We start from the raw sequence: 26,278 nt of genomic DNA on the forward strand, positions 1-26,278 counted from the left end.
TCCTCGGGCGGGCCGTCGATCCCGACCGGCCCCAGTATCCGCAGATCGGCGAGGTCCCATCCCGGATCGTCCCGACGGACCACCACGACAGCCACGCCCACCGGGCCCACCGGGCCCGTCACGCCCACCGCGCCCACCGGGCTCACCACGCCCGTCACGCCCACCGGGCCCACCCCGCTCACCACGCCCGCCTCCCCGTCGCCGCCCGACCGGCCCGCCCGCTCCGACCGGCCCGCCCGGTCCCGGTCCGACCGGTCCGACCGGTCCGCCCGTTCAGACCAGCCCGCCCACCCCGCCCGTCCCCCGCTCAACCGGTCCAGCTCCGCCACCCGGCGGGCGAGTTCCCGCCCGCCCCGCACCCCGGCGACCAGTCCGGTCCGCCCGGTGACGGCGGCCAGCGCGCTCAGCACGGTGACCGGGTCGAGAGCCGGGACCGCCCCGTCCGCCAGGACGAAGTCGAGCAGCCCGCGCTCGGCGGTGCGCGCCAGCCGCTCCACCACCGGGTAGGTGATCCCGGGGTCGTCCAGCGGCAGCCGCACCCCCAGCCGCAGCCACCCGTCCATCACACCGTCCTCTCCCGCGCCACGCCGCTCACGCCGCCGCTCACGCCGCTCCCTCCGCGACCCCGTCCGGCCGCCGCGCGCCCACCCCGAGGTGCTCACGCAGCGTGCTGCCCGGATAGAACGTACGGAACAGCCCTCGGTGCTGGAGCAGCCCCACCGTCCCGTTCACCAGCCGCTCCAGGTCCCGGCGCGGCTCGACCGGGGTCAGATGGAAGCCGTCCACGGCCCCGCCCGTGTGCCAGGCCGTGACGAGGTCGGCGAGGTCGACCGGTCCGCCCCGGTACAGCGGCCCACCCGGGGTGAAGCGCGGTCCGCCGCCGCCGTGGCCGGGCTCGGCGGCCCGTTCGCCGTCCCCGAGGTCGACCAGCAGCGCCGCCAGCACCCGTACCCCCGCCGGGTCGCGGCCCGCCGCGGCGGCCTCCCGGCGCACCTCGGCCCGTGCGGCGGCGGCCTGTTCGGGGCCGCCCGCCCGGATCAGCACCACATCGGCCCACTGCCCGGCCCGCCCCGCCGTGGCGTCGGCCACCCGCACCACGTCCCCGGCCGCCCCCGGCCCCTCGGTACACGCCCCGGCCCGGCCCCCGCTGATCCAGTCGAGCGTGCCGAGCGCCGCCGCGTCCGGCCCGGCCACCCGCGCGACCAGCCCGATCCGCCGGGTGACCGGCGCCGCGAAGGCGAGCGTCCCGGGCACGTCCGGCCCGCCGCGCCCGTCGCCGAGCGTCACGAAGTCCAGCCCGCCGCGCTCGGCCAGCCGGATCAGCTCGACCACGCTCCCCCCGTCACCCGGCACCCGCTGATCCACGGCGGCGGCGAGATGCGGCAGCCCACGACCGTACGAGGAACCGGACAAGGATCCGTAAGAGGAGGTCATCGGGGCACGCCCTTCCCTGGGACCGGACATCACGCGACCGCGCGCCCGTCCAGCGCCGCCAGGAACCGCAGCACCGCCCGCGCGGTCGCGTCGTTCTGCCGGAACGCCGGGCCGCCGGTGCGCGGCCGGGTGAACGCCCCGGCGCCCCGTCCGTCGGTGGGCGGTCCGAGCGCGAACCGCCGTGGATGCGGCCGTCCGGCCCGGTCCAGCACCCGCCCGTCGGCCGGGTCCACCGCGAGCAGCCCGTCGGGCGTGGCCGCGGCGCCGTCGGTGTGCAGCGCGCGCAGCAGGGAGTCGCGGGCGCGTTCCAGCGTGGGGTCCGGCAGCCGGGCCTCGACCAGCGCCCGCGCCTCGACGCTCCAGCCCGGCACGGTCGGACTGGACGCCCGGAACACCCCGTCCTCGGCGGCCACCGCCATGTCGGCGCCGACGAACCGCACCACCCCGGCCCGGGACAGCGCCTGGAGCTGCCGCAGCCGTGGCCCCGGCGGTCCGGACGCCAGATAGCTGAAGAAGCCGTGCCACCAGGACCCGATGTCCCCGAGCCGCACCAGCTGCCCGTACACCGACAGCAGGGCGTGGAAGACCGCGAGGTCGGGGCTGTGCGCGGGATCGTGACGCCGGGTCAGGTCCCGTTCCACATGGTCCCGCAGCGCCTCCTGGAACCCGGCGTGCGAGCCATGGCGCACCCCGGTCAGCGGCCGGTCGAGCCGGGCGAGGTCGAGCCGGTCGGCCGGGTCGGGCACGGCCGCCGCGGCGAGCGCGGCCCGCTCCCCGGCGTCCCCGGCGTCCCCGGCGGCGTACTTCTCCTCGAAGACGGTCCAGTCCATGCGGGTGCGTTCCGGATGGGCGTGGAAGAGCCGGTGGTAGTGGGCGAAGCCGAGTTCCTTCGCGACCAGCGGCCAGACGTCCCGCCGGAAGTCGACGCCGTCCGGCCGGGCGAGCAGCCCGTCGATCTGCGCGGGCCCCAGGAACCTCGGCAGCGGCGGCCGTTCCCCGTCCAGGTCGTACCCGATCTTCGCGTGGTACGGCACTCCGCGCCGCGAGCCCACGTACAGCACCGGCTCCCGGCCCGAGGGCACATAGGTGTCCCCGTCGTGGCGTCCGCCCCGTCCCTCGGTGAGCAGCACCATCAGATCGACGAAGGCCAGTCCGAAGCCGCGCACCACGACCGGTTCGCCGGGCGCGAGGACGTCGAGGTCGCTGTCGGCGGTGAACTCCGGCGGGAGGTGCACCAGCCCATGGGTGGCCGCGTACGCGCTCAGCTCGCGCTGTTCGGCGTCGGGTTCGGCGTCGAGATGGCCGAGGGTGAGGATCACCAGGTCGGCGAGGAGCGGCTGCGGCCGGTCCGCGAGCCACACCCGCTGGCGCCCCTCGCGGGACCCGCCGACCCGTATGGCCCGCCGGGCGTGGTGGTGGACGGTGACCCCGGGCGGCAGGGCGGCCACCGCCCGCTCGTGCACCCAGCGCAGATAGGCGCCCTGGAGCCGGCGGTCGGTGAAGGTGTGCCCGGCGACGCCCGCCCACTCGTGCAGGGTGGGCCCGGGGCGGACGGGGCCGTCCATGGTCACGGTGTCGTCGGTGAACATGGTGACGTCCTCGGCGTGCGAGTTCATCCAAAGCAGCGGTGACTGGTCGGTACGCCAGACCCGTCCGGCGCCCGGCGGATACGGGTCGACCAGATGCAGGTCGAGGCCCGTACCGGCGTACAGCTCGGGGGCGTTGGCCGCGAGCCGCTCGATCACCCCGGTCCCGCGCGGCCCGGCGCCGACGATCACCACGGAGGGCCTCATCGCACGGGTCCAAAGCAACGGACGGGGCGGAGGGGACGCGCAGGAGGGAAGGCACTCAGGGCCCTGGAAGGCATACGAAGGCTCCATGACACAACGGTTCGAGAAACTCGAACACCGGTGGTGCCTTCACACGGGCGCCGCTGGCGGCGCGGCACGGCCGAGCCCCTCAGCAGGGCCGTGGTGCGATGAGAGTACGGGCCCGTTCGCGGGCCATGTCAAGGCTGTCCGAACTGTGAGCGGCGCGGCGGGCGGCGGTTGACGGGAAACCGGATGCCTGTTCCACTTGCCCCATGCATCCGCAGCAGTGGCTGGTCACCCGCTCCCACATCGACTTCGGTCGCGTGTGGTCCTGTTCCTGTTGAGCCGACCCCGACCGCACTGCCCGCGTCCGTCCCGCTGAGCGGACGCCTCCCGTGTCTCCCGCGTGACTCCCGCACGCCCACCGGTCCGCCCGGCGTCGGGACGCGCAGCCCTCGCCTCCACACGCGCCCCTCGCGTCAGCAGTCAGCCACCCTCGGGTTCACCCGCTCGCCCCACCCACCGGTACCCGGTCACCGCTTAGCAGTTGCAGCCACCGCACCCGTCACAGCAGCATCCGTCACCGCAACCGTCGCACTGGCAGCACTCACAGCAGTCGCAGCCCTCACAGCCGCCCTGTCGGCGCTCACCGGTCCACGGATCGTCGTACTCCCCGCAGCACAGCTGGCAGGTGCAGGCCAGCCCGAGGAACACCGCGCAGCCCGGGATCAGTCCGCGTCTGCGCGGCGGCTCGGGCGGCGGCGGGGTGCCGGGGCTGCCGGGCGGCGCGAAGGGGTTGGCGCCGCGGACGTCGTGGTGGCCGTGCGCCGCGCAGGACGTGGTGCCGAAGGCGCGGTCGACGGAGGCGGGCAGTTCGTGCACCAGCAGCCGGTGCGCGAGCCGTCCCTCGTCGAACGCGACCTCCGCCAGCGCCAGCCGGATGCCGTGCACGGCGTCGTCGGCGAGCCTGCGGGCCTCGGTGAGCGGGGTGCCGGTGGCGGTGAGCGGGTTCCAGGCACCGGCCGCGGCGTCCGTGTCCCGGTCCTCGACGGCGTCCAGCAGATGCGCGAGCCGCCCGAAGAGGCGTCCCGCCTCGGCGAGCGGGGCCGCGTTGGCGGGCCGTCCGGCGAGCACGGCGGTGTGCGCGAAGGCGGCGGCGGTGGCCGACTCGGTGGGCTCGGTGACGGTGAGCAGCGGGGTGCCGGGACCGGCGAGCGCCTCGATGCCGAGCTGCCGCTCGACGGCGTCGACCAGGACACCGGTGTCGAAGCCGACGGCGGACCCGCCGCGCGCCCCGGCCCGTCCCCAGCTCTCGGCGACCCGGCGGGCGGCCGGTGCCACCGGACGCCGGGCCAGCAGCCCGTCCCCGTCGGCGACATGGTCGCGCACCTTGGCCGAGGCCAGCACCAGCGACACCGCCGCCGCCAGCCGGGCGCCCTCGCCGCGGGCGACGGAGGCGGTGCGCATCCCGCGCAGCGGACAGGGCCCGGCGGTGCGCCGCCAGGCGCCCGTCTCCCGTACCGGCGCGGACAGCTGAGCCTCCGTCAGCACGGAGATCAGCAACCCGTCGTAGTTGGTGACGATCCTGGCGAACTGTCCGTGGTCCTTGCGCAGGGCGAGACACAACCCGCACAAATGCGCCATCCACTGCGCTGCCAGCCGCTCCCCGAGCCGATGACGGCAGGGCCGGACGATCCCGAACATGGCGTTCCCCCCGTGGTACGCACCGATATTGACGCCCTGTCGGACAGGCGCCCCCGGGCGGCATGATATCGGCCAGCCGACCGCGCGCACCGGAGGTCTCGTTCACCCGTACGACCCCGTCCCTCACCCATACGCCGGGAAGAGTCATATTTCACTCACAGTCAGCAGCCATGACCACCAAGACCCTTGGGAAGCCTTGGGGCACACGGGCTCTCGACGGATCGGCCGTGCACCAGTACCGTCACAAACCCCCCGCGCGGCGTCTATCCACTTGGCGCGTCATACGCATCATGGATGACCATAGGGATGCGGAACGCAGATGAGACCGCAGTGAGAGGAGGCGTCCATGGGATCGGTGCGCAAGGCGAGTGCGTGGCTCGGCCTCGTCGACGACAGTGAAGACGAGCGCTACTACGACGACGACAACTACGAGGGCAACGAGTCCCAGGACGCCTGGGTCACGGACCCCCGGGTCAAGGTCGCCACGGACTCCGCGCAGGAGAAGGGCCGCCGGATCGGCACGGTCACCCCGGACAGCTTCCGGGACGCCCGCGCGATCGGCGAGCTGTTCCGGGACGGGGTCCCGGTCATCATGAACCTGACGGCGATGGACGCCGGCGACGCCAAGCGCGTGGTCGACTTCGCGGCGGGCCTGATCTTCGGGCTGCGCGGCTCCATCGAGCGGGTGTCCAACCGGGTGTTCCTGCTGACCCCGGCGGACACGGAGATCATCAGCGGTGAGTCGGCCGCGCATCGCACGGACGGCTTCTTCAACCAGAGCTGAGGCGGGGCCGCTCACCCGGCCCCGCCCACGCTCGCCCCGCCTCCCAGGTCGGGGACGGCCCGCGCTCGACTCAGCGGAAGGCGTCCAGCCCCGTGAGCGCCTTGCCCAGCACCAGCTGGTGCATCTCGACCGTGCCCTCATAGGTGAGCACCGACTCCAGATTGGTCGCGTGCCGCATCACCGGGTACTCCAGCGAGATCCCGTTGGCCCCGAGGATCGTCCGCGCGGTACGGCAGATCTCGATCGCCTCGCGCACATTGTTCAGCTTGCCGAAGCTGACCTGCTCCGGCCGCAGCCGCCCGGCGTCCATCCGCCGCCCCAGATGGTGGGCGAGCAGAATCCCCTTGTGCAGTTCGACCGCCATGTCCGCCAGCTTGGCCTGGGTCAGCTGGAAGCCGCCGATGGGCCGCCCGAACTGCTCCCGGGACTTCGCGTAGTCGACGGCCGTCTCGAAGCAGCTGCGCGCCGCGCCCATCGCGCCCCACACGATCCCGTACCGGGCGTGCGACAGACAGCTCAGCGGTCCGCGCAGCCCGGTGACCTCCGGCAGCACCGCGTCGGCGGGCAGCCGGACCGCGTCGAGCACCAGCTCGCTGGTGACGCTGGCGCGCAGCGACCACTTGTGGTGGATCTCCGGCGCCGAGAACCCGGGCCGGTCGGTGGGCACCACGAATCCCCGGATGCCGTCGTCCGTCTGCGCCCACACCACGGCCACCCCGGCGACCGACCCGTTGGTGATCCACATCTTCCGCCCGGTGAGCACCCAGTCCGACCCGTCGCGCACCGCGCGCGTCCGCAGCGAGGCGGGGTCCGAGCCATGGTCGGGCTCGGTCAGCCCGAAGCAGCCGATCAGTTCGCCGGACGCCATCCGCGGCAGCCACTCCCGGCGCTGTTCCTCGCTGCCGAAGCGGTGGATCGCGTACATCGCCAGCGATCCCTGCACCGACACCAGCGAGCGGATACCGGAGTCCCCCGCCTCCAGCTCCAGACACGCCAGCCCGTACTGGACGGCGCTCGCCCCGGCGCACCCGTATCCGTCGAGCGGCATACCGAGCGCGCCGAGGGCGCCGAGTTCCCGTGCCAGTTCCCTGATGCCGGGCAGCTCGCCGTTCTCGTACCACTCGGCCACCTGGGGGGTGATCCGGTCCGCCACCCAGCGGCGCACGGTGTCCCGGACGGCGAGGTCCTCGGGTTCGAGGAGATCGTCGAGGCCGAGCGGGTCCCGGGGGTCGAAGCGGACGGGCGGAGCGGACGACGGGGACTGGGCGGACATGGAGGGCCTCCAGATGCGGAAAACTAGCAGCGCTAGGAACTGACGCCGACGCTACGGCCCGGCGCCCCGCAGATCCAGAGACCGGGCCTTGCCGGGGAGTCCCGGTCCGTCAGCTCCGCAGCAGGGAGTCACGGGCGGGCGGATGGGCGACCTCGCGGGGCGCCGGGACCTCCACGACCCCGGCCTCGCACTGCATCAGCCGGGGCAGCCGCAGCGCCATCACCGCCCCCAGCAGCAACAGCCCCGCGCTGACCAGCAGCGTCATATGCAGTCCCTGGACGAAGGAGTCCCGGGCCGCCCGGCGCAGGGCGCCCCCGGCGGACCCGCCGAGCCGACCCGCCACCTCGTACGCCTCGCCCAGGGAGTGGCCCGCAGCGGCCGACGCCGACGCCGGGACGCCCGGCACCGCCTTCAGCCCGGGTGCGTAGGCCGCGTTCATCACACTGCCGAGCAGCGCGATCCCCAGCCCGGCACCGAGCTGGTAGGAGGTCTCGCCGATCGCCGCCGCGCCCCCGGCCTGCTCCTGGGGAGCCTCCGCGAGCATCGACTCGTACGACCCGAAGAGGGTCACCTCCAGGCCGAAGCCGAGCAGGACGAAACCGCTGAGCAGCAGCGGGGCGTTGTCCTCCCGGCCCATCGCGGTCAGCAGCACCACCGCGAACGCGGTGAGGCAGAACCCGGCGGCCACCATCCGCCGGGGCCCGAACCGCCGCAGCAGCCGCGCCCCGACCAGCCCGGCGGCCATCGCGGCGACGGTCAGCGGCAGCAGCCGCAGCCCGGTCTCCAGCGGCGACAGCCGCAGCACCAGCTGGAGGTACTGCGCCGCGATCAGTTCGAGCCCGACCAGCGCGAGCATCGCCAGCACGATGCAGCCGACGGAGGTGCTGAACGCCGGACGGGAGAACAGCTTCAGATCGACCAGCGGATGGCGGCGCCGCCGCTGCCGCCGGACGAAGAGGACCAGCAGGACCGTGCCCACGACCAACGGCAGCACGGTGAACGGGCTCGCCATCTGCTCGCCGCCGCCCAGCCGCTTGACCCCGAGCACCACCCCGAACAGCCCGCCCGCCGCCATCAGCGCGCCGACCACGTCCCAGGGGCCGTCGCCCGAGCCGGTGGACTCGGGCAGCAGCAGCCGCCCCACCGGCAGGCTGACCAGCATCAGCGGGATATTGACCAGGAAGACCGAACCCCACCAGAAGTGCTCCAGCAGAAACCCGCCGAGCAGCGGTCCGACGGCCGCGCCGACCGCGGCGACCGCGCTCCAGATCCCGATGGCGACGGCCCGCTCCCGGCGGTCGGGGAAGACCTGCCGCAGGATCGACAGCGTGGCCGGCATGATCATCGCGCCGCCGACACCGAGCAGCGCCCGCGCCACGATCAGCACCTGAGCGGTATCGGCGAGCGCCGCCATGGCGGAGGCCACACCGAACAGCGCGTAGCCGAGGAGCAGCACCCGTCGGCGGCCCACCCGGTCGCCGAGCGTGCCGAACAGGATCAGCAGGGCGGCGCAGACGAGCGGATAGGTGTCGACGATCCACAGCAGCTCTATCGCGCTGGGGCGGAGGTCCTCGGTGACGGCAGGTACCGCGACATGCAGCACGGTGGCGTCGACCGCGACCAGCAGCAGACTGGTGCAGAGGACCACGAGGACGACCCAGCGGTTGGCACCGGCCCCGGCCGCCCGACGGCGCAGCGCAGCGGCGGCCGTGGTCGTCCCGAGCATGTACGTACCTCCCAGATGTTCCCTCGCCGTCGGCGGGATCGCGGGGGTGGGGCTCCCCCATGACTCGGCCGGAGAGGAGCGGTGGTCTCCGGCCCGCGCGGCGGACGGCGAGTGACACGTCAGCGTACGCGACGCCCTCCGGATGCCGCGTGGCGGACCTCACCCCACGTCACCTCCACACCTGTGGCGTACACCACTCCCCCGTCCGGCTCCGCCACTCCCTCTCTCCCACTTCTCTCCCGCTTCTCCGTCCCTTCTCCGCCCCTTCTCCGTCGTCCGCACCCCACCCGGTCGGCCGGGCCGCCGGGTCCGCATCCGATAATCGAGCCTGTGACCGATCTTGAAACGCGCGTGGCAACGCCTCCCGGGCTGCGCCGGGCGGCCCCGGCCCTCCTCGGGTTCGCGGCCGTCCGCGTCCTGGGACTGCTGGTGCTGGCGGGCTGGAGCGCCGCGCGGGACAAGAGCGCGTACACCCTGCTGACCGCCCGCTGGGACGCGCTCTGGTACACCCGGGTGGCGGAACTGGGCTACGGCTACGAGGTACGGCTGCCCGACGGGGACGTGCACTCCAATCTCGCGTTCTTCCCGCTGCTGCCCTGGCTGGAGCGGCTGGGGCAGCAGCTGACCCCGCTGTCGTACGCGGACGCCGGTTTCGCGGTGAGCGTCGTCGCCTCGCTCGCGGCGGCCTGGGGCATCTTCGCCGTCGCGGAGCTGCTGTACGGGCGCCGGGCCGGGGTGTGCGCGGTGCTGCTGTGGGCGGTGCTGCCGGTCGGGATCGTGCAGTCGATGGCGTACAGCGAGTCGCTGTTCACGGCGCTGGCCGCCTGGTCGCTGTACGCGGTGCTGACCGGCCGCTGGCTCACCGCCGGGACCCTGGCGCTGCTGGCGGGGCTGACCCGGCCGGTGGGGGCGGCGGTGGTCGCGGCGGTGTGGGCGGGGGCGCTCGCGCATCTGCTCCGGGAGCGCCGGGCGGGGCGCCCGCTCCCCGTGCGGCCGGTGCTCGGCGTACTGCTCGCGCCGCTGGGCGCCGCCGGATACGTGCTGTGGGTGGGGCACCGCACCGGGGGCGGCCCGCTCGGCTATCTCGACGTCCAGGCGGGCTGGGGCAACGGCTTCGACGGCGGTGTGGCCTTCGCCCGGTTCATCGCCGCCAAGTTCGCCTCCCCCTCCCCGGGGTCCGTCCTCGCGGGTCTCGGCCTGCTCGCCGGGGTCGCCCTGGTGATCTGGCTGTACACGGTCTGCGTCCGGCAGCGCCAGCCACTGCCGCTGCTGGTGTACGCGGGGGTCGTCACCGCACTGGCCCTGTGCGCGTCGAGCTACTTCGGGTCCAAGCCACGGCTGCTGATGCCGGCCTTCCCGCTGCTGCTGCCGCTCGCCGTGGCGCTGGCCCGGACCCGTGTCCCCCGGGCGGGGACCGCGCTGGGGGCCGTCGCGGTGGCGGCGGCGGTGTACGGGGCGTTCTGGCTGAACGGCTCGGGCCCGCCGTGACGGTGGCGGCCCGGCGGCCCCGGGGTCCGGTCACCCGACCGGGTGAGCGGCGGGGAAATTCCTCGTCATGCCCCGGTGAACGAATTCATAATCCAAGTAAAACGCCGCACTTGGAATGATCAAAGGAATTTAAGGTGACGGCGGCTCAAGGATTGTGGATTCCTTGGGAATTCGTCGGCGCCGCGACCAATCCCACATCACATGGTCATCACAAAGGCGCAGTCCGCACGGGATTCACAGCTCACTCCCTGTAACGTCGATTGAGTGAGTACCGAACCAAAGCCGACCCGGCTGGACCGGATGTTCGCCCGACTGGACCGTGAGCCGGCCCGGCCGGGCCTCGACGTACCCCGGATGACGCGGCACCGGGCGGTGCTCTTCGGCGCGACGCTCACCTTCTACATCACGATCGTGCTGGCGGTCGTGACCACCTCATGGCTGGTCCGGCTGGACTGGCAGGCGATGCTGTTCCGCCCCTACCAGCAGTGGCCCGAGGTGCACGCGTTCCTGGACTACTGGGTGGTCCTCGGCCAGCGCGGTCCGACGGCCGTGATGGTCGCCGCCTGGCTGGGCTGGCGCTGCTGGCGGCAGCACACCCTGCGCCCGCTGCTGGCCTTCGGCACGGCGCTGCTGCTGCTCAACATCACGGTGGGCGCGGTCAAGTACGGCCTGGGCCGCTCGGGTCCGCACTACGCGACCGAGGTCGGCTCCAACGAGATGTGGCACTGGTTCCAGGCCGGCAGCGACATATTTCCCTCCGGCCATACCGCGAACGCGGTGGTGACCTGGGGCATCCTCGCCTATCTGGCGTCTACGCCCGCCGCCCGCCGCTATCTGTCGGCGCTGTCCGCCATCATGTCCCTGTCCGTGGGCCTGACCACGGTGTATCTCGGCACGCACTGGCTGAGCGATGTCCTGCTGGGCTGGGCCGCCGGGCTGCTGGTGCTGCTGGCGCTGCCCTGGATGGAGCCGCTGATCAGCCAGGCAGAAGCCTGGCTGCTGACCCTGCGCGACGGAGTCTTTGCCCGGCTGCCCGCCCGGCGCGGCGCCCCGGCCCAGGTCCCGGCCCTGGCGCCCGTCCCGCTGTCCGCCCCGGCCCCCTCCGCCGCGTCGGCGACTCCAGCCGGTCCGCCCGCCCCGGCGACTCCGGCCGCACCGGCCGCCTCCGTGCCGGCGTTCCCGCCGTACCAGGCGCCGGGCGCCGAGCCCGTACCCGCGCACGCACCGGCATCCACGCCCGCATCCGCACCCGTACCCGCGGCGCACGAAGCCGCCGTCTGCGAGCCCGCCGCGACCCCGCGCGGGGCCACCACCCGCGCCGCGGCCCATCTGAGCCCCGGCGCGCACGGCACGCACCCGGTCCGCGGCGAGCGCGCGCCGGTCACCCCGACCGGCACCCGCCGCCCCCCGCACACCGAGCGCGGTCCCGCCCGCGGCGGCCCGCCGACCGGCCGCCCGCTCACCGCGAACGGCCAGCGCGACGCGTGAGTCCGTCAGACACCCCCTAGCCCTTCCAGGCGCGGGTCACCCGTCCGTCCCTGACCTCGAAGTTCAGCCGTCCCTGGCGGTACTCCATGGTGATGATGGCGCCCGGCGGCAGCGCTCTGACCGTGCTCCAGCCGCGCTCCCGCGCCCGTCGTTCGGCGGCGTCCGCGTCGAGGCCGACATAGCTGTCGGTGCGGTCGTCGGGGTCCCTGGGGGGTGTCGGTATCCGTGCCATGACGCCACGCTAGGCGCTCGGCGCAAAAGGCGGAAGCGGAGCCGGACACCGAGGGTCACCGATACCCGCCCGGTCACGCTTGTGTCACAGGATCACGACAGGCGTTCCATCGGAACTCGGTCACCCGAATGACGGTATCCAGCCGACTTCCATGGGCATTCGAACGTAATTCCCGCGTGTCGGTACGCCCCCCGGAAATGCCGTGCGGAGAGTTCCGCGAGGCTGGCTCCCGTACCGCATTCCATTCCGTTTCCGGACGGGCCGGGAAGCCTGTCGCGGGCCGGTAATGCCGGGGCGCCACGCCGGTGACACGGGTGAGCGGACGCCGGGGCGAGCGAAGGGGCGAGCGGGCCATGGGGACGGAGACGGAGACCGTGCGCGAGGCGGCCCGGACCGTACGCGGACGGCACCGGGGCCGGGTGGTGGTGGACTGGCTGACCACCACCGACCACAAGAAGATCGGCCATCTGTATCTGGTCACGTCGTTCGGGTTCTTCCTGATCGCCGGGGTGATGGCGCTGCTGATGCGCGCCGAACTGGCCCGGCCGGGCCTCCAGATCCTGGACAACCAGCAGTTCAACCAGCTGTTCACGCTGCACGGCACGATCATGCTGCTGCTGTTCGCCACCCCCAGCTTCGCGGGCTTCGCCAATGAGCTGATGCCGCTCCAGATCGGCGCCCCGGACGTGGCCTTCCCCCGGCTGAACATGTTCGCCTACTGGCTGTTCCTGTTCGGCGGGCTGATCGTGCTCGGTTCGCTGCTGGTGCCGGACGGTCCGGCCGCGTTCGGCTGGTTCGCCTACGCCCCGCTCAACAGCCTGGAGCGGTCGCCCGGTGTCGGGCCCGATCTGTGGATCATGGGGCTGGCGCTGGCCGGGTTCGGCACGATCCTCGGCGCGGTCAACTTCATCACCACCATCCTCGGGATGCGGGCGCCCGGCATGACCATGTTCCGGATGCCGGTGTTCACCTGGAACGTCCTGTTCACCTCGATCCTGGTGCTGCTGGCGTTCCCGGTGCTGGCGGCGGCGCTGCTGGTGCTGGAGGCGGACCGGCGGTTCGGCAGCCGGGTCTTCGAGGCGCCGAACGGGGGCGCGCTGCTGTGGCAGCACCTGTTCTGGTTCTTCGGCCATCCCGAGGTGTACATCATCGCGCTGCCGTTCTTCGGGATCATCACGGAGATCATCCCGGTCTTCAGCCGCAAGCCGGTCTTCGGCTATCAGGCGCTGGTCGGCGCCACCATGGCGATCACCGGGCTGTCGATCGTGGTGTGGGCGCACCACATGTTCGCGACCGGGGCGGTGCTGCTGCCGTTCTTCTCCTTCATGAGCTTTCTGATCGCGGTGCCGACCGGGGTGAAGTTCTTCAACTGGACCGGCACCATGCTCGGCGGCTCGCTCTCCTTCGAGACCCCGATGCTGTGGGCGGTCGGCTTCCTGGCGACCTTCCTCTTCGGCGGCCTGACCGGCGTCATCCTCGCCTCCCCGCCGATGGACTTCCATGTCACCGACTCGTACTTCGTGGTCGCGCACTTCCATTACGTGGTCTTCGGCACGGTCGTCTTCGCGATCTTCGGCGGGTTCTATTTCTGGTGGCCGAAGTTCACCGGCCGGATACTGGACGAACGGCTCGGCAAGACGCACTTCTGGACGCTGTTCGTCGGGTTCCACACCACGTTCCTGGTCCAGCACTGGCTGGGCGCGGAGGGTATGCCCCGCCGCTACCCCGACTATCTGGCCGCGGACGGCTTCACCGCGCTGAACATGGTGTCGTCCATCGGCGCGTTCCTCCTCGGCCTGTCGACCCTGCCGTTCCTCTACAACGTCTGGAAGACCACGAAGTACGGCGTACCGGTCACCGTCGACGACCCCTGGGGCTACGGCCGTTCCCTGGAGTGGGCGACCTCCTGCCCGCCGCCCCGGCACAACTTCACGACCCTGCCCCGGATCCGCTCGGAGTCCCCGGCGTTCGATCTGCACCATCCCCGGTACGCGAGAGGCCAGCGCCCCGCTCCAGAGCCCGGCCCAGCCGGTCCCGTACGGCCCTGATCGCGCCGGTCAGCTCCGGGGGTTCCAGCACCTCGAACTCCAGGCCCAGCAGCACCACATGGACCACCAGCACATCGAGGCCGGCGGCGCCGGTGCGCAGCAGACAGGTGGTCGCGGTCTCGGCCTCCAGGGTGCCGTCGGTGGGCGAGACCTGCCGCGCGGCCTCCTCCAGCGGCGCCAGCACCCGCAGCACGGCCCGGGTGGGGTAGGCGCCGGTGGAGACGCCCCGGGCGACATACCCGGCGATGTCCTCGTCGGGCGGCTCGCGGGGCGGGAACCGGGGTCCGTGCGGGGGCCTGGGGACGATCCGGTCGGCGCGGAATGTCCGCCAGCCGGACCGGTCCAGGTCCCAGGCGACCAGGTACCAGCGCCGCTCGCTGCACACCAGCCGGTGCGGCTCCACGCTGCGGCGGCTGACGGCCCCCTCGTGGTCCGCGTAGTCGAAGCGCAGCCGCTCCGCGTCCCGGCACAGCCCGGCCAGCTCGCTCAGCAGCGCCGGGTCGACGGCGGCGGGGCGGCCGGCGTGCTGCATCGGCACGGTGTAGGCGTGCAGTGTGCCGACCCGGCGGCGCAGCCGGTCCGGCAGCATCCGCTCCAGCTTCGCCAGCGCCCGTGCCGAGGTCTCGCCGATGCCCTCGACGCCCTGTCCGGCGGCCGTGCGCAGCCCCACGGCGACGGCGACCGCCTCGTCGTCGTCCAGCAGCAGCGGCGGCAGTTCGGCGCCGGCGCCGAGCCGGTAGCCGCCTCCGGTGCCGGGGCTCGCGTGCACCGGGTAGCCGAGGGCGCGCAGCCGTTCGACGTCCCGGCGCACGGTCCGGGCGGTGATCCCGAGCCGCCCGGCCAGTTCGGCGCCGGGCCACTCGCGCCGGGTCTGGAGCAGGGAGAGCAGACGCAGCAGACGGGCGGAGGTGTCGAGCATCCCCCGAGTCTGCCAGCGCTCACGGACACCGCCGGTCCGCGTCCCGGCGGTGGTCCGCTCACCGTTCCGGTCAGACGGCGAGGCGCTGGCCGGGCACGATCACATCGGGGTCGGCGCCGATCACGTCCCGGTTGGCGGCGTGCAGCCGCTGCCAGGTGGTGCCGTGGCGGTCGGCGATGGCGCTGAGGGTGTCGCCCGCGCGGACGGTGTAGTGGCCGCCGCCGCTGGCGGCGCGGGCGGGCTGGACCCGCTCCGTGGAGGTGCCCGGCGTGGCGGCGGGGGCCGGTGCCGAGGGAGCCGATGCCGAAGGGGCCGGTGCCGAGGGGGCGGCCCCGTAGGCGCCCGCCTTCGCCGAACAGGTGGGCCAGGCGCCCCAGCCCTGGCCGCGCTGCACCTTGGTGGCGACGGCGATCTGCTGTTCCTTGGTCGCCCGGTCGGCGGTGGGCGCGTACGCCGTGCCGCCGTACGCCCGCCAGGTCCCGGCGGAGAACTGGAGGCCGCCGTAGTAGCCGTTGCCGGTGTTGATGTCCCAGTCGCCGCCGCTCTCGCACCGGGCGATGCGGTCCCACACCCCGCCGTCCGCCGCCGCGGCGTTGCCGGTCGCGGCCAGCAGCCCGAGCGGGGCGAGCAGCGCCGCCCCGGCGAGGACCGCCGTCGTACGGGTCTTACGGACGTTGCCGCGGGTGGTATCGGCACATTCGGACATGTAGTTCCCTCTCCACGGACCCGGGGTCCCCGGACGCGGCACGCGCTCCGCGCGGGGGCGCGGTGCGACATGCCCGTCCCGTCCGCCGTGGGGCCGGTGGCCGGAGGGCCGGTGGTGCGTGGCGGACGTACCCGGACGGTGCTCGGTGCACTCGGCGCAGGAATGTACGGAGAAGTGCGAGCCGGAGGCAATGAACGGCCTGTCGGGGCAGGCCAGTTGACCGTTACCCCAGGTAGCGGCGAGATCAGGACACCCATTTAATTCGCTGATGTCGCCCTATATCCACCACACCTGGGCGAAACCTGTGAGACACCTCACCGCCGTAAATGCATTGACATTCCCCGTACTTGACTATGAGTGGTCGATTCCGCGCCAGGCGTGACCGACCGCGTCCGCCGGTTCGATTCCGTCCGCTGTCACGCGTGACCCCCGCCACAGGTCGCCCGTTGTTGCTTCATGAGCCCGGGGCCACCCGGACCCATGGGCCGGCACCCCACCGGCCCCGACCCACGCACCGCATCCCGAGGGAGCCACCCGTGCCGCGCATGCTCGATGTCAGCGACGAGGTTCGCGCCGAGATCGGCGACGAAGAAGCCGACCGGCTGCTCGCCGGAGACAACGCCCCGGGCAGTTACGACTGCACGTCCTGCCGCACCCCGGGCGACTCCCAGCACGAGCGCACCAGCACCGTGCTGTTCATCGGCGACGAGACCGCCGTCCTCGCCTTCGCCCACGCCTCCTGTCTGCCCTCCCAGATCGTCCAGGTGACCGAGGAGCAGCTCCAGGGCGCCGTCCGGTCCATCGGCGGGGTCGCCGCCGACCTGGAGCCCCACAAGGTCGCCCCCGAGCAGGCCGTGCTCGGCGTCACCAGCGGACTGGTGCTGATCGCCGGGGAACTGCACCCCGCGCTGGTCGTGGAGCCGACCGCGCCGATCGTCCGGCCCGGCTCCAGCGGGATCGGCGACGACTTCCTGCCGCTGCTGATCGAGCAGGGCTTCATGCCGGTCACCGAACTGTCCAGCGTCCCGTCGGTCCTGCACGGCTGGTCGGTACTGCTGGCGATGGGCCAGCTGCACGCCGTCCTCCAGCCGGGCCCGGCCGGCGGCCAGCCGGTGGCCTGGTGGCAGGCGCACCAGCCGCTCCAGGTCACCGACGGCTGGCGGTCCGCCGCCAACAAGCACCAGCAGGTGCTGATGTGCGCGGCCCCGGTGGGCTCGATCGGCCGCCAGCCGCGCGAGGACCTGCTGCGCGACGCCCTGGACAAGGCCGCCGCCAACGGCAAGCTGGTCGCCGCCGCGCTGCCCCTCGCGGGCACCTGACAGACCGTCCGCCCCGCCCCGCACTCTTCGGTATGTCCGGTAACCGCATCTCTTCGCGGTTCGGGTCGTTTGTACAGACGTGCACGCATACGACGTTCCGTCCCGTCCGTCCTATCCGTCGATCCCCGCCGGCCGAACGGCCCCGGACAACCCCGGCGGCCCCTCCACCACACCGATCTTCGACGCGCTCTACGCCGAGTACGTCAAGTCGTTCCGCACCCTGCCGGGCGACCGCAGCGGTGAGGAGAAGCTGGGGTTCACCGCGTTCGGCAACCTGCCACCGGGGATCGGGTCGTACGGGCTCGGCAGCGGGCTGTTCGGCGGCGGTTCGTTCAGCAGCAGCTACAGCGCGTACAGCGCGGGGGCCAACAGCGCGCGACAGGGCGGCGCCCAGCCGTCGCCCTGGCAGCGGGTCGGGCAGATCCCGGCGGCCCTGCCACCGGCACCGCGCCGGGGCATGTGAGCCATGACGCACGACTGAGGGGCGGTCCGTATCCACGGACCGCCCCTCAGTCGTGCCGGGCTACTTCTTCTTCGTACCGCGCTTCTCGCGCACCCGCACCGAGATGTGGATCGGCGTCCCGTCGAAGCCGAACTCCTCGCGCAGCCGGCGCTCCACGAACCGCCGGTATCCGGCCTCGATGAAGCCGGACGCGAACAGCACGAACCGGGGCGGCTTGGTCCCGGCCTGGGTGCCGAACAGGATGCGGGGCTGCTTGCCGCCGCGCACCGGGTGCGGATGGGCCGAGACCAGCTCGCCCAGGAAGGCGTTGAGGCGGCCGGTCGGGACCCGGGTCTCCCAGCCCGCGAGGGCCGTCTCGATCGCCGGGACCAGCTTCTCCATATGGCGGCCGGTGCGCGCGGACACATTGACCCGGGGCGCCCAGGCGACCTGGGCCAGCTCGGTCTCGATCTCCCGCTCCAGATAGAAGCGGCGCTCCTCGTCCAGCGTGTCCCACTTGTTGAAGGCCAGCACCATCGCGCGCCCGGCCTCCACGGCCATCGTCACGATCCGCTGGTCCTGGACGGAGATGCTGTCGGCGGCGTCGATCAGGACGACCGCGACCTCCGCCTTCTCGACCGCGGCGGCGGTGCGCAGCGAGGCGTAGTAGTCGGCGCCCTGCTGGAGGTGGACCCGCTTGCGGATACCGGCGGTGTCCACGAACTTCCAGGTGATCCCGCCCAGTTCGATCAGCTCGTCCACCGGGTCGCGGGTGGTGCCGGCCATCTCGTTGACGACGACCCGCTCCTCGTTCGCCACCTTGTTCAGCAGCGAGGACTTGCCGACGTTGGGGCGGCCGATCAGGGCGATCCGGCGCGGACCGCCGACGGCGGTGCCGAAGGACTGCGCGGGCGCGGTCGGCAGCACCTCCAGGACGGCGTCCAGCATGTCGCCGGTGCCCCGGCCGTGCAGCGCGGAGACCGGGTGGGGCTCGCCGAGGCCCAGCGACCAGAGATAGGAGGCGTCGGCCTCGCCGCTGGGGCCGTCCACCTTGTTGGCGCACAGCACCACGGGCTTCCCCGCCTTGCGCAGCAGCCGGACCACGGCCTCGTCGGTGTCGGTGGCGCCGACCTTGGCGTCCACCACGAAGACCACGGCGTCGGCGGCCTCGATCGCGTACTCCGCCTGGGCGGCGACGGAGGCGTCGATGCCGAGGACGTCCTGCTCCCAGCCGCCGGTGTCGACCACCTTGAAACGGCGGCCCGCCCACTCGGCCTCGTAGGTGACCCGGTCGCGGGTGACGCCGGGCTTGTCCTCGACGACCGCCTCACGGCGCCCGATGATCCGGTTGACCAGGGTCGACTTGCCGACGTTGGGCCGCCCGACCACCGCGAGGACGGGCAGCGGACCATGGCCCGCCTCTTCGATCGCGCCCTCGACGTCCTCGACGTCGAAGCCCTCTTCGGCGGCCAGCTCCATGAACCGCGCGTACTCGGCGTCGCCGAGCGCTCCGTGGTCGTGCTCGCCCGGCGAGCCCGCGGAGTGGATGTCGTCGTTCATGAAGTGCGTACCTCGTTCATCGTGGTGATCGTGGAGTGTTCCGCCGCTTCGTCGGCGTTCCCGCGGAACTGATCCACTACTCAGTGTCGCTCAGCGCCCGGTCAGGCGCCTGGCGTTTTCCAGGTGGGCGGTGAGCTGCTTCTGGATGCGCTCGGTGGCCGCGTCCAGGGCCTTGCGGGTGCGCCTGCCGCTGCCGTCGCCCGCGTCGAAGGGGTCGCCGTAGACCACGTCGATCCGGCTGCGCAGCGGTGGCAGTGCCTTGACCAGCCGTCCGCTGCGCTCCGCGCTGCCCAGCACGGCCACCGGGACGATGGGGGCGTTCGCCCGCACCGCGAAGTAGGCGAGTCCGGCGCGCAGCGCGGCGAAGTCGCCCTCGCCTCGGGTGCCCTCGGGGAATATGCCGAGGACGCCGCCCTGCTCCAGGACGCCGACGGCCCGGCTGATCGCGGTCCGGTCGGTGCTGTCCCGGTCCACCTTCAGCTGACCGATACCGGTCAGGAACGGGTCCAGGGGGCCGATGAAGGCTTCCTTCTTGATCAGGAAGTGCACCGGGCGGGGCGAGACGCCCATCACCATCGGACCGTCGACGTTGTGCGAGTGGTTCACCGCGAGGATCAGCGGTCCGGCGGCGGGCACCCGCCAGGCGCCCAGCACACGCGGCCGGAACAGCCCGTACATCAGCGGCACGCCGATCCGGCGGCCGATCTCGGCGCTGCGGGTGGTGGGCGACTCGGTCACTTCGCGGCTCGCCTCTCCTCGACCAGGGTGACCACGCACTCCACGACCTGGGTCAGGGTCAGCTCGGTGGTGTCCACCTCGACGGCGTCGTCGGCCTTGGCCAGCGGGGAGGTCTTGCGGCCGGAGTCGGCCGCGTCCCGCTTGACCAGCGCCTCGCGGGTGGCGGCGAGGTCGGCGCCCTTCAGCTCGCCGCTGCGGCGGGCGGCGCGGGCCTCGGCGGAGGCGGTGAGGAAGATCTTCAGATCGGCGTCCGGCAGCACCGTCGTACCGATGTCCCGGCCCTCGACCACGATGCCGCCCCCGGCACCGGCCGCGATGGTCCGCTGCAACTCGGTGATCCTGGCCCGCACCTCCGGCACCGCGCTGACCGCGCTGACCTTGGCGGTCACGTCCTGCGTCCGGATCGGCCCGGCCACGTCCGTCCCGTCGACCTCGATGGTCGGCCCGGCCGGGTCCACCCCGGAGACGATCTCCGGCTTCCCGGCCGCGGCGGCGATCGCCGAGGGGTCGTCGGTGTCGATCCCGTTGCTCACCATCCACCAGGTGATCGCCCGGTACTGGGCGCCGGTGTCCAGGTAGCTGAGCCCCAGCTGGGCGGCGACAGCCTTGGACGTGCTCGACTTCCCCGTGCCGGACGGACCGTCGATAGCGACGATCACGGGCTGGGCGGCGCCGTTTTCCACGGAGGGACACCTTCCTGGTGCGGTGCGAGGGGTTGTGGCGGGGTGAGACGGGTTGTGACGGGGTGGGACGGGATACGGGGGCGTGCGGGGGCCCTGCACAAGGTTACTGCGTACGGCTGACTCGTCCGGCCCGCGGAGGAGGAGGCCACCGCACCCTGTCAGTCCCGGCGGGCTGCTCCGGCCCGTCCGGTTCCATGGCGAGCCCGGTCACCTTCAGCCCGTCCGGCGTTTGAGGACGAGGCCCTTTCGGGGCCGAAGCGGGGGCGCGGGGGCGGCAGCCCCCGGACGTCCACGGCGACACCGGCCAGCACAGGGAACGCCGGACCACCCAAACCCCCTACTGCCGCACAGCCCACCCCCGCTCCCGCAACGCCCCCGACAGCACACCGACCGCCTTCGGCTCCACCATCAACTGCACCAGCCCCGCCTGCTGCCCCGTCGCGTGCTCGATCCGCACGTCCTCGATGTTGACCCCGGCGAGCCCCGCGTCCGCGAAGATCCGCGCCAGCTGCCCCGGCTGGTCGTCGATCAGCACCGCCACCACCTCGTACGCCCGCGGAGCGGACCCGTGCTTGCCCGGCACCCGCACCTGCCCGGCGTTGCCCCGCCGCAGCACGTCCCGCACGCCATCCGCGCCCCCCTGCCGTTTGGCCTCGTCGGCGGACTGGAGGGCGCGCAGCGCGCGGACGGTCTCGTCGAGGTCGGCGGAGACGTCGGTGAGCAGATCGGCGACCGGGCCCGGGTTGGCGGAGAGGATGTCGATCCACATCGCCGGGTCGGAGGCGGCGATCCGGGTCACGTCCCGGATGCCCTGTCCGCACAGCCGTACGGCCGTCTCCTCGGCGTGCTCCAGCCGGGCGGCCACCAGGGAGGAGACCAGGTGGGGCATGTGGGAGACCAGGGCGACGGCCCGGTCGTGGGCGTCGGCGTCCATGACGACCGGGACGGCGGCGCAGTGCGAGACCAGTTCCAGGGCGAGGTTGAGGACCTCGGTGTCGGTGTCCCGGGTCGGGGTGAGCACCCAGGGGCGGCCCTCGAAGAGGTCGGCGCTGGCGGCCAGCGGCCCGGACCGCTCCCGGCCGGACATGGGGTGGGTGCCGATGTACGCGGTGAGGTCGAGACCCTGGGCCTCCAGTGCGCGGCGGGGTCCGCCCTTGACGCTGGCCACGTCGAGGTAGCCGCGTCCGGCGCCGCGCCGCAGGGCGTCGCCGAGTACCGCGGCCACCTGGGCGGGCGGCGCTGCGACGACGACCAGGTCGACCGGCCCCTCGGGCGGCTCCTCGGTCCCGGCGCCGAGCGCGGCGGCGGTGCGGACGTGCTCGGGGTGGTGGTCGGCGAGATGGACGGTGACCCCGCGCCGGACCAGGGCCAGGGCGACGGAGGTGCCGATCAGGCCGGTGCCGATGACGAGTGCGGTTCTCACTGGGCGTGTCCTTGCGAAGGGCGGCTGCGGCACGGGAGCCGTCGCCTGGCGGCGGGCATCGGCTCACGCCCGTCCAGCGTAGTCAGCGCGGACATGCCGGACGCGCGCCGCCCGGCCGGTGAGACGGGGCCGGGCGGCGCGCGCCGGGGCCGGTACGGCTCGACGGTCCTCAGAGCCGCTGCTGCTGGATGATGTCCTCCAGCGATCCGGAGGGGACCTGTCCCTGCGGGGTGAGCTTGTCGACCGCCTGCGGCAGCACGGAGGCCAGTTCGTCGGCGGCCTTGTCGGGGCTGACCCCGGACTCCTGGGCCACCTTGCCGAGGGTTTCGTCGGGCAGCGCCTCCTTGATCTGGGCGCCGCTGACGGGCTTGTTCTGCCCCTGGCCTATCCAGGACTGCGCCTGGTCGACGAGGCCGGACTTCTTCAGCATGTCCAGCAGCCCGCCCAGCGGGTTCTGGGCGCCGTCGCCCGAGGCCGCGGCACCCGTACCGGAGGCCGCGGCGCCGGTCCCCGCCGCGCCGCCCGCCGCTCCGGTCTTGCCGGCCATCAGCGTGCCGAGCAGCGAGCCCAGGATGTTCACGGCACCGCTCCCACCGCTCCCGCCGCCCGCTCCGGCGGCGCTCTTCTGACCGCCGCCGAGCAGACCGCCGAGCAGGCTACCGAGATCGTTTCCCGCCATGATCGTGCCTTTCGAGAGGGCGGCCGGGCGCAGGACGCGACTCCGGCCCCGACTCTGCCAATGTCACGTGGCGGGTCCCGTTCCGCTACCCGGCGGCCCGTCGGGGCAAGGAACCGCAGGTCAGTGCCGTGGTGACGTCACGCGTCCCAGAGGGCGCCCAGCGTGACCAGTTCGCCCCGGTACTCGATCCGGTCGGCCCACTCGGCGGGCCAGCTCCCCGCGCCCGACCGGGCCCCGGCGAACGCACCGGCGAGCGCGGCGATCGAGTCGGAGTCGCCACGGGTGCAGGCGGCCCGGCGCACCGCGGTGACCGGCTCGTCGACGAACTGGAGGAAGCAGAGCAGCCCGGTGGCGAGCGCCTCCTCGGCGATCCAGCCGTCGCCGGTGGCGAGACAGGGGTCGGTCTCGGGCGAGACGGTCCGCAGGGCGTCCCCGAGCCGTTCCAGCACCGCGAGGCACTCGTCCCAGCCGCGGGCGATGTAGTGCGCGGCGGACGGGTCCTGGCCCCGCGTCCACAGATCGCCGAGCCACCGCTCGTGGTAGCGGCCCCGGTTGTCATAGGCGTACGACCGGAGCAGTCCGACCAGGCCGGTCGGTTCGGCGCCCTGGGCGAGCAGCCGTACGGCGTGGGCGGTGAGGTCGGCGGCGGCGAGGGCGGTGGGGTGGCCGTGGGTGAGGGCGGCCTGCAACTGGGCGGCTCCGGCGCGCTGTTCGTCGCTGAGGCCGGGGACCAGGCCGACGGGCGCGACCCGCATGTTGGCGCCGCAGCCCTTGGAGTGGATCTGGCTGGCGTCCTGCCAGGCGCGGTCCGGGTCGGTGAGCTGTTCGCAGGCGACGAGGCAGGTGCGGCCGGGCGCGCGGTCGTTGTCGGGTGAGTGGTACCAGGCGGTGAACTCCTCGCGCAGCGGCCCGGTGAGGGTCTCGGGCCCGAGCACGCCACGGTCCATGGCGGTGCGTATGGCCCGGCCGACGGCCAGGGTCATCTGGGTGTCGTCGGTGGCGAACGCCGGGCGGGGCAGTTCCATCTCCCGCCAGGGCCCGCACTTGGCGAGGATCGAGGGCACGTCGTCGAACTCGGTGGGGAAGCCCAGCGCGTCCCCGAGGGCGAGGCCGAGCAGGGAGCCGGTGGCGGCCTGTTTGCGGACGGTGGTCGCGGTCATCGGGGGTGTCCTTCCCGGGACGGTCGCAGCAGGGGCGGGTGGAGGGCGGTGGCGGGGCCCGCGCGGTAGAGCGCCGCGGGTTTGCCGCGTCCGCCGGTGAGCCGGGCGGCGCCGGGCACGGGGGCGACGAAGCCGGGGGTGGTGAGCACCTTGCGCCGGAAGTTGGGCCGGTCCAGCGCGGTGCCCCAGACGCTCTCGTAGACCTGCCGCAGCTCGCCGAGCGTGAACTCGGGCGGGCAGAAGGCGGTCGCGAGGCAGGTGTACTCCAGCTTGGCGCCGACCCGGTCATGGGCGTCGGCCAGCATCCGGTCGTGGTCGAAGGCGAGGCCGTGGGCGTCCGCGTGGGGCACCCAGCGGGCCAGGGCCGCGTCGCCGCCGCCGCGCGGTTCGGGCGGGCCCGGCAGCAGCGCGGCGAAGGCGACGGACACCACCCGCATCCGGGGGTCGCGCCCGGGTTCGCTGTAGGTGCGCAGCTGCTCCAGGTGCAGCCCGGAGACATCGGTCAGCCCTGTCTCCTCGGCCAGTTCCCGCCGGGCGGCCGTCTCGGCGGACTCGTCCGGCAGCAGGAACCCGCCGGGCAGCGCCCAGCGCCCGGCGTACGGCTCCTGCCCGCGCTGGACGAGCAGCACATGAAGGACGTCCGCGCGCAGCGTGAACACGGCGAGGTCGACGGTGACGGCGAACGGCTCGTAGGCGTGCTTGTCGTATCCGTCGAGCCCGCCCGGCCCACTGCCACCGCTCACAGCCACCCCGCACCTTCGATGGACCCCACCTTTAATAGTCAGTACGACTATAAAGAGCGACTATAAAGAGGTCCCGGAGGCGGCGGCAACCCCCTTGGTGCCGGTCCCCGCCGTCAGTCCCCCGCCCGGCGCCCCAGGAACGCCAGCAGCCGTTCGTCCGCCCCCGCGCCGGCCGGTACGGCGAGCGGCGCGGCGAACCGCACCCCCCGGTCCGCGTCCGCGACCACCAGGCGGGCGACCGGCAGCAGCTCGGCGGCCAGCGGCACCGGCAGCGGACGGGTCCGTCCGCACGCCCGCGCCACGTCCCACCCGTGCACGGCGATCTCCACCGCGCCGGTCGCGGCCAGCACCCGGGTCCCCAACGGCCGGTCCCCGATCAGCACCCGCCCCGGCGGTCCCGCCGCCCACGCCCCGAGCACCGCGCACGCCCGCCGCCGGAACCCGCACGCGGCGGCCTCCGGAGCCCCCGGGAACAGGCCGATCGTCCCGCCCGTCAGCCCCTCGTACAGGGCGTCCAGGGAGTCGTCCAGATGTCCCAGCAGCGCCCCGAGGTCCCATCCGGCGCACGGCGTGTCCCGCCCGAGGCTCGTCCCCTCCACCCCGGCCACGCTGCCCAGCGCGTAGGCGAGCGACCGCTCCAGCAGCTCCCCCGGATCGTCCAGTCCCGTCCCGGTCATCCGGCACTCCCTCCCGTGTGGTCCCGCACCCGCTTCCGTCCTCCCTACAGACCGGCCGGGCGGGCGAAAGACATCGGCCGGTCCCGGAGAATTCCAGGACCGGCCGTGAGGCGCCACCGCTGATGTCCGCCGCCCGGACGGAAACGGCTGTTACAGGTCGACCTCGTTCATCAGCATGCCGACCTCGGTGTTGGACAGCCGCCGCAGCCAGCCCGACTTCTGGTCGCCCAGGGTGATCGGGCCGAAGGCGACCCGGACCAGCTTGTCGACCGGGAACCCGGCCTCGGCCAGCATCCGCCGCACGATGTGCTTGCGGCCCTCGTGCAGGGTGACCTCGACCAGGTAGTTCTTGCCGGTCTGCTCGACGACCCGGAAGTGGTCAGCGCGCGCGTACCCGTCCTCCAGCTGGATGCCGTCCTTGAGCTGCTTGCCCAGGTCGCGCGGGATCGGGCCGACGATGTGCGCGAGATAGGTCTTCTTCACGCCGTACTTGGGATGGGTCAGCCGGTGCGCCAGCTCACCGTGGTTGGTGAGCAGGATGACGCCCTCGGTCTCGGTGTCCAGCCGCCCCACGTGGAAGAGCCGGGTCTCCCGGTTGGTGACGTAGTCCCCGAGACACTGCCGCCCCTCGGGGTCCTCCATGGTGGAGACCACACCGGCGGGCTTGTTCAGCGAGAAGAACTGGTACGACTGAGTGGCCACGGTCAGCCCGTCGACCTTGACCTCGTCCTTCTCCGGGTCGACCCGCTTGCCCTGCTCGGTGACGATCTCGCCGTTCACCTCGACCCGGGCCTGGTCGATCAGCTCCTCGCAGGCCCGCCGGGAGCCGTAACCGGCCCGCGCCAGCACCTTCTGGAGCCGCTCGCCCTCCTGCTCGGCGCCCGGGAAGGTCTTCGGCGGCTTCACGTCCTTCTTGCCCGCGTACCGCTCCCGGTTGCGCTCCTCCGCCCGCGCCTCGTACTCGCGCGAGCGCCCGGGGGCCGTACGGCCCCGCGCGGGCTGGCCCTGCTTGGGGCCGCCCTTGGCGCCGCCACGGGCCGCGCCGCCGCGCCCGGACTTCGGCCCGTCCTGGGTTCCCGCGGGGCCCACGTCGTAGCGGCGCTCCTCGGGGCGGGGCTTGCGGGGACGGCCCTGGCTCTGGCCCTGCCCCTGCTTCTGGTCCCTGTTGTTCCCGGCACCGCGGTGGTTACCGCGCCCGCCGCTGTTGCCGCTGCCGCTGCTTCGCATCAAAAGTTCCGTCT

23 protein-coding genes and 1 pseudogene are annotated in these 26,278 nt (G+C 73.3%); 6 read left to right on the top strand and 18 right to left on the bottom strand.

The features are described 5' to 3' along the window. Positions 1–287 precede the first annotated feature (287 nt). From AB0D49_RS11195 to AB0D49_RS11210, 4 genes and pseudogenes are all read right to left on the bottom strand, one after another. Positions 288–503: pseudogene (locus tag AB0D49_RS11195) on the bottom strand (LLM class flavin-dependent oxidoreductase); the annotation flags it as partial. 100 nt (positions 504–603) lie between these two features. Further along, positions 604–1,413: an LLM class flavin-dependent oxidoreductase gene (locus AB0D49_RS11200; protein ID WP_362754417.1), complete on the bottom strand. Its 810-nt coding sequence runs from the start codon at positions 1,411–1,413 to the stop codon at positions 604–606. A gap of 50 nt (positions 1,414–1,463) precedes the next feature. Then, positions 1,464–3,227 carry an FAD/NAD(P)-binding protein gene (locus AB0D49_RS11205; RefSeq protein WP_362754420.1) on the bottom strand — a complete coding sequence of 588 codons (1,764 nt, stop codon included), beginning with the start codon at positions 3,225–3,227 and terminating at the stop codon, positions 1,464–1,466. 558 nt (positions 3,228–3,785) lie between these two features. Beyond that, entirely contained in the window at positions 3,786–4,949 is a 1,164-nt protein-coding gene (locus AB0D49_RS11210; RefSeq protein ID WP_362754424.1) for a DUF5685 family protein, read from the bottom strand. A 346-nt stretch (positions 4,950–5,295) separates the two neighbouring features. Here AB0D49_RS11210 and AB0D49_RS11215 point away from each other — a divergent pair, with 346 nt between their 5' ends. Further along, positions 5,296–5,733 carry a cell division protein SepF gene (locus AB0D49_RS11215; protein WP_362754427.1) on the top strand — a complete coding sequence of 146 codons (438 nt, stop codon included), beginning with the start codon at positions 5,296–5,298 and terminating at the stop codon, positions 5,731–5,733. A 70-nt stretch (positions 5,734–5,803) separates the two neighbouring features. Here the strand turns inward: AB0D49_RS11215 and AB0D49_RS11220 are convergent, their stop codons facing one another. Beyond that, complete coding sequence (locus AB0D49_RS11220) at positions 5,804–7,006, bottom strand: acyl-CoA dehydrogenase family protein (protein ID WP_362754430.1); 1,203 nt, start codon at positions 7,004–7,006, stop codon at positions 5,804–5,806. 109 nt (positions 7,007–7,115) lie between these two features. After that, positions 7,116–8,732 (bottom strand): MFS transporter, encoded by a 1,617-nt coding sequence (locus AB0D49_RS11225; protein WP_362754433.1) that lies wholly within the window; start codon positions 8,730–8,732, stop codon positions 7,116–7,118. Positions 8,733–9,062: 330 nt separating this feature from the next. Between AB0D49_RS11225 and AB0D49_RS11230 the strand changes: the two genes are divergently transcribed. Together AB0D49_RS11230 and AB0D49_RS11235 are read left to right on the top strand one after the other, a co-directional pair. Further along, complete coding sequence (locus tag AB0D49_RS11230; RefSeq protein ID WP_362754436.1) at positions 9,063–10,220, top strand: glycosyltransferase family 39 protein; 1,158 nt, start codon at positions 9,063–9,065, stop codon at positions 10,218–10,220. Positions 10,221–10,484: 264 nt separating this feature from the next. Continuing rightward, positions 10,485–11,708 (top strand): phosphatase PAP2 family protein, encoded by a 1,224-nt coding sequence (locus tag AB0D49_RS11235; RefSeq protein WP_362754439.1) that lies wholly within the window; start codon positions 10,485–10,487, stop codon positions 11,706–11,708. A 16-nt stretch (positions 11,709–11,724) separates the two neighbouring features. Here the strand turns inward: AB0D49_RS11235 and AB0D49_RS11240 are convergent, their stop codons facing one another. After that, positions 11,725–11,940 (bottom strand): I78 family peptidase inhibitor, encoded by a 216-nt coding sequence (locus tag AB0D49_RS11240; RefSeq protein WP_362754442.1) that lies wholly within the window; start codon positions 11,938–11,940, stop codon positions 11,725–11,727. 353 nt (positions 11,941–12,293) lie between these two features. On the opposite strand from AB0D49_RS11240, the gene ctaD reads away from it, so the two are divergent. Then, on the top strand, positions 12,294–13,988 hold the full coding sequence (gene ctaD / locus AB0D49_RS11245) for a cytochrome c oxidase subunit I (RefSeq protein ID WP_362754445.1): 1,695 nt from the start codon (positions 12,294–12,296) through the stop codon (positions 13,986–13,988). Here the strand turns inward: ctaD and AB0D49_RS11250 are convergent. After that, entirely contained in the window at positions 13,870–14,907 is a 1,038-nt protein-coding gene (locus tag AB0D49_RS11250; RefSeq protein WP_362754449.1) for a YafY family protein, read from the bottom strand. The genes ctaD and AB0D49_RS11250 overlap by 119 nt on opposite strands. A gap of 70 nt (positions 14,908–14,977) precedes the next feature. Beyond that, complete coding sequence (locus AB0D49_RS11255) at positions 14,978–15,613, bottom strand: transglycosylase family protein (RefSeq protein WP_362754452.1); 636 nt, start codon at positions 15,611–15,613, stop codon at positions 14,978–14,980. A 536-nt stretch (positions 15,614–16,149) separates the two neighbouring features. Between AB0D49_RS11255 and AB0D49_RS11260 the strand changes: the two genes are divergently transcribed. Both AB0D49_RS11260 and AB0D49_RS11265 read left to right on the top strand, forming a co-directional pair. Then, positions 16,150–16,932 (top strand): hypothetical protein, encoded by a 783-nt coding sequence (locus tag AB0D49_RS11260; protein WP_362754455.1) that lies wholly within the window; start codon positions 16,150–16,152, stop codon positions 16,930–16,932. A gap of 79 nt (positions 16,933–17,011) precedes the next feature. Next, positions 17,012–17,395: a hypothetical protein gene (locus AB0D49_RS11265; protein ID WP_362754458.1), complete on the top strand. Its 384-nt coding sequence runs from the start codon at positions 17,012–17,014 to the stop codon at positions 17,393–17,395. A 60-nt stretch (positions 17,396–17,455) separates the two neighbouring features. Here AB0D49_RS11265 and der read toward each other — a convergent pair whose 3' ends face one another. The 9 genes from der to AB0D49_RS11310 form a co-directional block, all read right to left on the bottom strand. Next, positions 17,456–18,934 (bottom strand): ribosome biogenesis GTPase Der, encoded by a 1,479-nt coding sequence (der, locus tag AB0D49_RS11270; protein ID WP_362754461.1) that lies wholly within the window; start codon positions 18,932–18,934, stop codon positions 17,456–17,458. A 90-nt stretch (positions 18,935–19,024) separates the two neighbouring features. After that, complete coding sequence (locus AB0D49_RS11275) at positions 19,025–19,672, bottom strand: lysophospholipid acyltransferase family protein (protein ID WP_362754464.1); 648 nt, start codon at positions 19,670–19,672, stop codon at positions 19,025–19,027. Next, positions 19,669–20,355, bottom strand: a complete 687-nt coding sequence (cmk, locus tag AB0D49_RS11280) for a (d)CMP kinase (RefSeq protein WP_362754468.1) — start codon at positions 20,353–20,355, stop codon at positions 19,669–19,671. The genes AB0D49_RS11275 and cmk overlap by 4 nt, the downstream gene beginning before the upstream one ends. 337 nt (positions 20,356–20,692) lie before the next feature. Next, entirely contained in the window at positions 20,693–21,778 is a 1,086-nt protein-coding gene (locus AB0D49_RS11285; RefSeq protein WP_362754471.1) for a prephenate dehydrogenase, read from the bottom strand. 169 nt (positions 21,779–21,947) lie between these two features. Continuing rightward, on the bottom strand, positions 21,948–22,457 hold the full coding sequence (locus AB0D49_RS11290) for a YidB family protein (RefSeq protein ID WP_362754474.1): 510 nt from the start codon (positions 22,455–22,457) through the stop codon (positions 21,948–21,950). A 137-nt stretch (positions 22,458–22,594) separates the two neighbouring features. After that, positions 22,595–23,617, bottom strand: a complete 1,023-nt coding sequence (locus tag AB0D49_RS11295) for an ADP-ribosylglycohydrolase family protein (RefSeq protein ID WP_362754477.1) — start codon at positions 23,615–23,617, stop codon at positions 22,595–22,597. After that, positions 23,614–24,360: an NUDIX domain-containing protein gene (locus AB0D49_RS11300; protein WP_362754480.1), complete on the bottom strand. Its 747-nt coding sequence runs from the start codon at positions 24,358–24,360 to the stop codon at positions 23,614–23,616. The genes AB0D49_RS11295 and AB0D49_RS11300 overlap by 4 nt, the downstream gene beginning before the upstream one ends. A 113-nt stretch (positions 24,361–24,473) precedes the next feature. Continuing rightward, positions 24,474–25,037, bottom strand: a complete 564-nt coding sequence (locus AB0D49_RS11305) for a TIGR03086 family metal-binding protein (protein WP_362754483.1) — start codon at positions 25,035–25,037, stop codon at positions 24,474–24,476. 150 nt (positions 25,038–25,187) lie between these two features. After that, positions 25,188–26,264, bottom strand: coding sequence for a pseudouridine synthase (locus AB0D49_RS11310; RefSeq protein WP_362754486.1), 1,077 nt, complete (start codon positions 26,262–26,264; stop codon positions 25,188–25,190). Between the last annotated feature and the right edge of the window lie 14 nt (positions 26,265–26,278).

This window comes from Streptomyces sp. NPDC048290 (assembly GCF_040652095.1).
Lineage (GTDB): Bacteria > Actinomycetota > Actinomycetes > Streptomycetales > Streptomycetaceae > Streptomyces.

Coding starts and splice junctions, on each gene's coding strand:
- AB0D49_RS11205 (WP_362754420.1), bottom strand. CDS start 3,227: ATGAGGCCCTCCGTGGTGATCGTCGGCGCCGGGCCGCGCGGGACCGGG.
- AB0D49_RS11290 (WP_362754474.1), bottom strand. CDS start 22,457: ATGGCGGGAAACGATCTCGGTAGCCTGCTCGGCGGTCTGCTCGGCGGC.
- AB0D49_RS11255 (WP_362754452.1), bottom strand. CDS start 15,613: ATGTCCGAATGTGCCGATACCACCCGCGGCAACGTCCGTAAGACCCGT.
- AB0D49_RS11215 (WP_362754427.1), top strand. CDS start 5,296: ATGGGATCGGTGCGCAAGGCGAGTGCGTGGCTCGGCCTCGTCGACGAC.
- AB0D49_RS11225 (WP_362754433.1), bottom strand. CDS start 8,732: ATGCTCGGGACGACCACGGCCGCCGCTGCGCTGCGCCGTCGGGCGGCC.
- der (WP_362754461.1), bottom strand. CDS start 18,934: ATGAACGACGACATCCACTCCGCGGGCTCGCCGGGCGAGCACGACCAC.
- AB0D49_RS11220 (WP_362754430.1), bottom strand. CDS start 7,006: ATGTCCGCCCAGTCCCCGTCGTCCGCTCCGCCCGTCCGCTTCGACCCC.
- AB0D49_RS11240 (WP_362754442.1), bottom strand. CDS start 11,940: ATGGCACGGATACCGACACCCCCCAGGGACCCCGACGACCGCACCGAC.
- AB0D49_RS11210 (WP_362754424.1), bottom strand. CDS start 4,949: ATGTTCGGGATCGTCCGGCCCTGCCGTCATCGGCTCGGGGAGCGGCTG.
- ctaD (WP_362754445.1), top strand. CDS start 12,294: ATGGGGACGGAGACGGAGACCGTGCGCGAGGCGGCCCGGACCGTACGC.
- AB0D49_RS11250 (WP_362754449.1), bottom strand. CDS start 14,907: ATGCTCGACACCTCCGCCCGTCTGCTGCGTCTGCTCTCCCTGCTCCAG.
- AB0D49_RS11310 (WP_362754486.1), bottom strand. CDS start 26,264: ATGCGAAGCAGCGGCAGCGGCAACAGCGGCGGGCGCGGTAACCACCGC.
- AB0D49_RS11295 (WP_362754477.1), bottom strand. CDS start 23,617: ATGACCGCGACCACCGTCCGCAAACAGGCCGCCACCGGCTCCCTGCTC.
- AB0D49_RS11305 (WP_362754483.1), bottom strand. CDS start 25,037: ATGACCGGGACGGGACTGGACGATCCGGGGGAGCTGCTGGAGCGGTCG.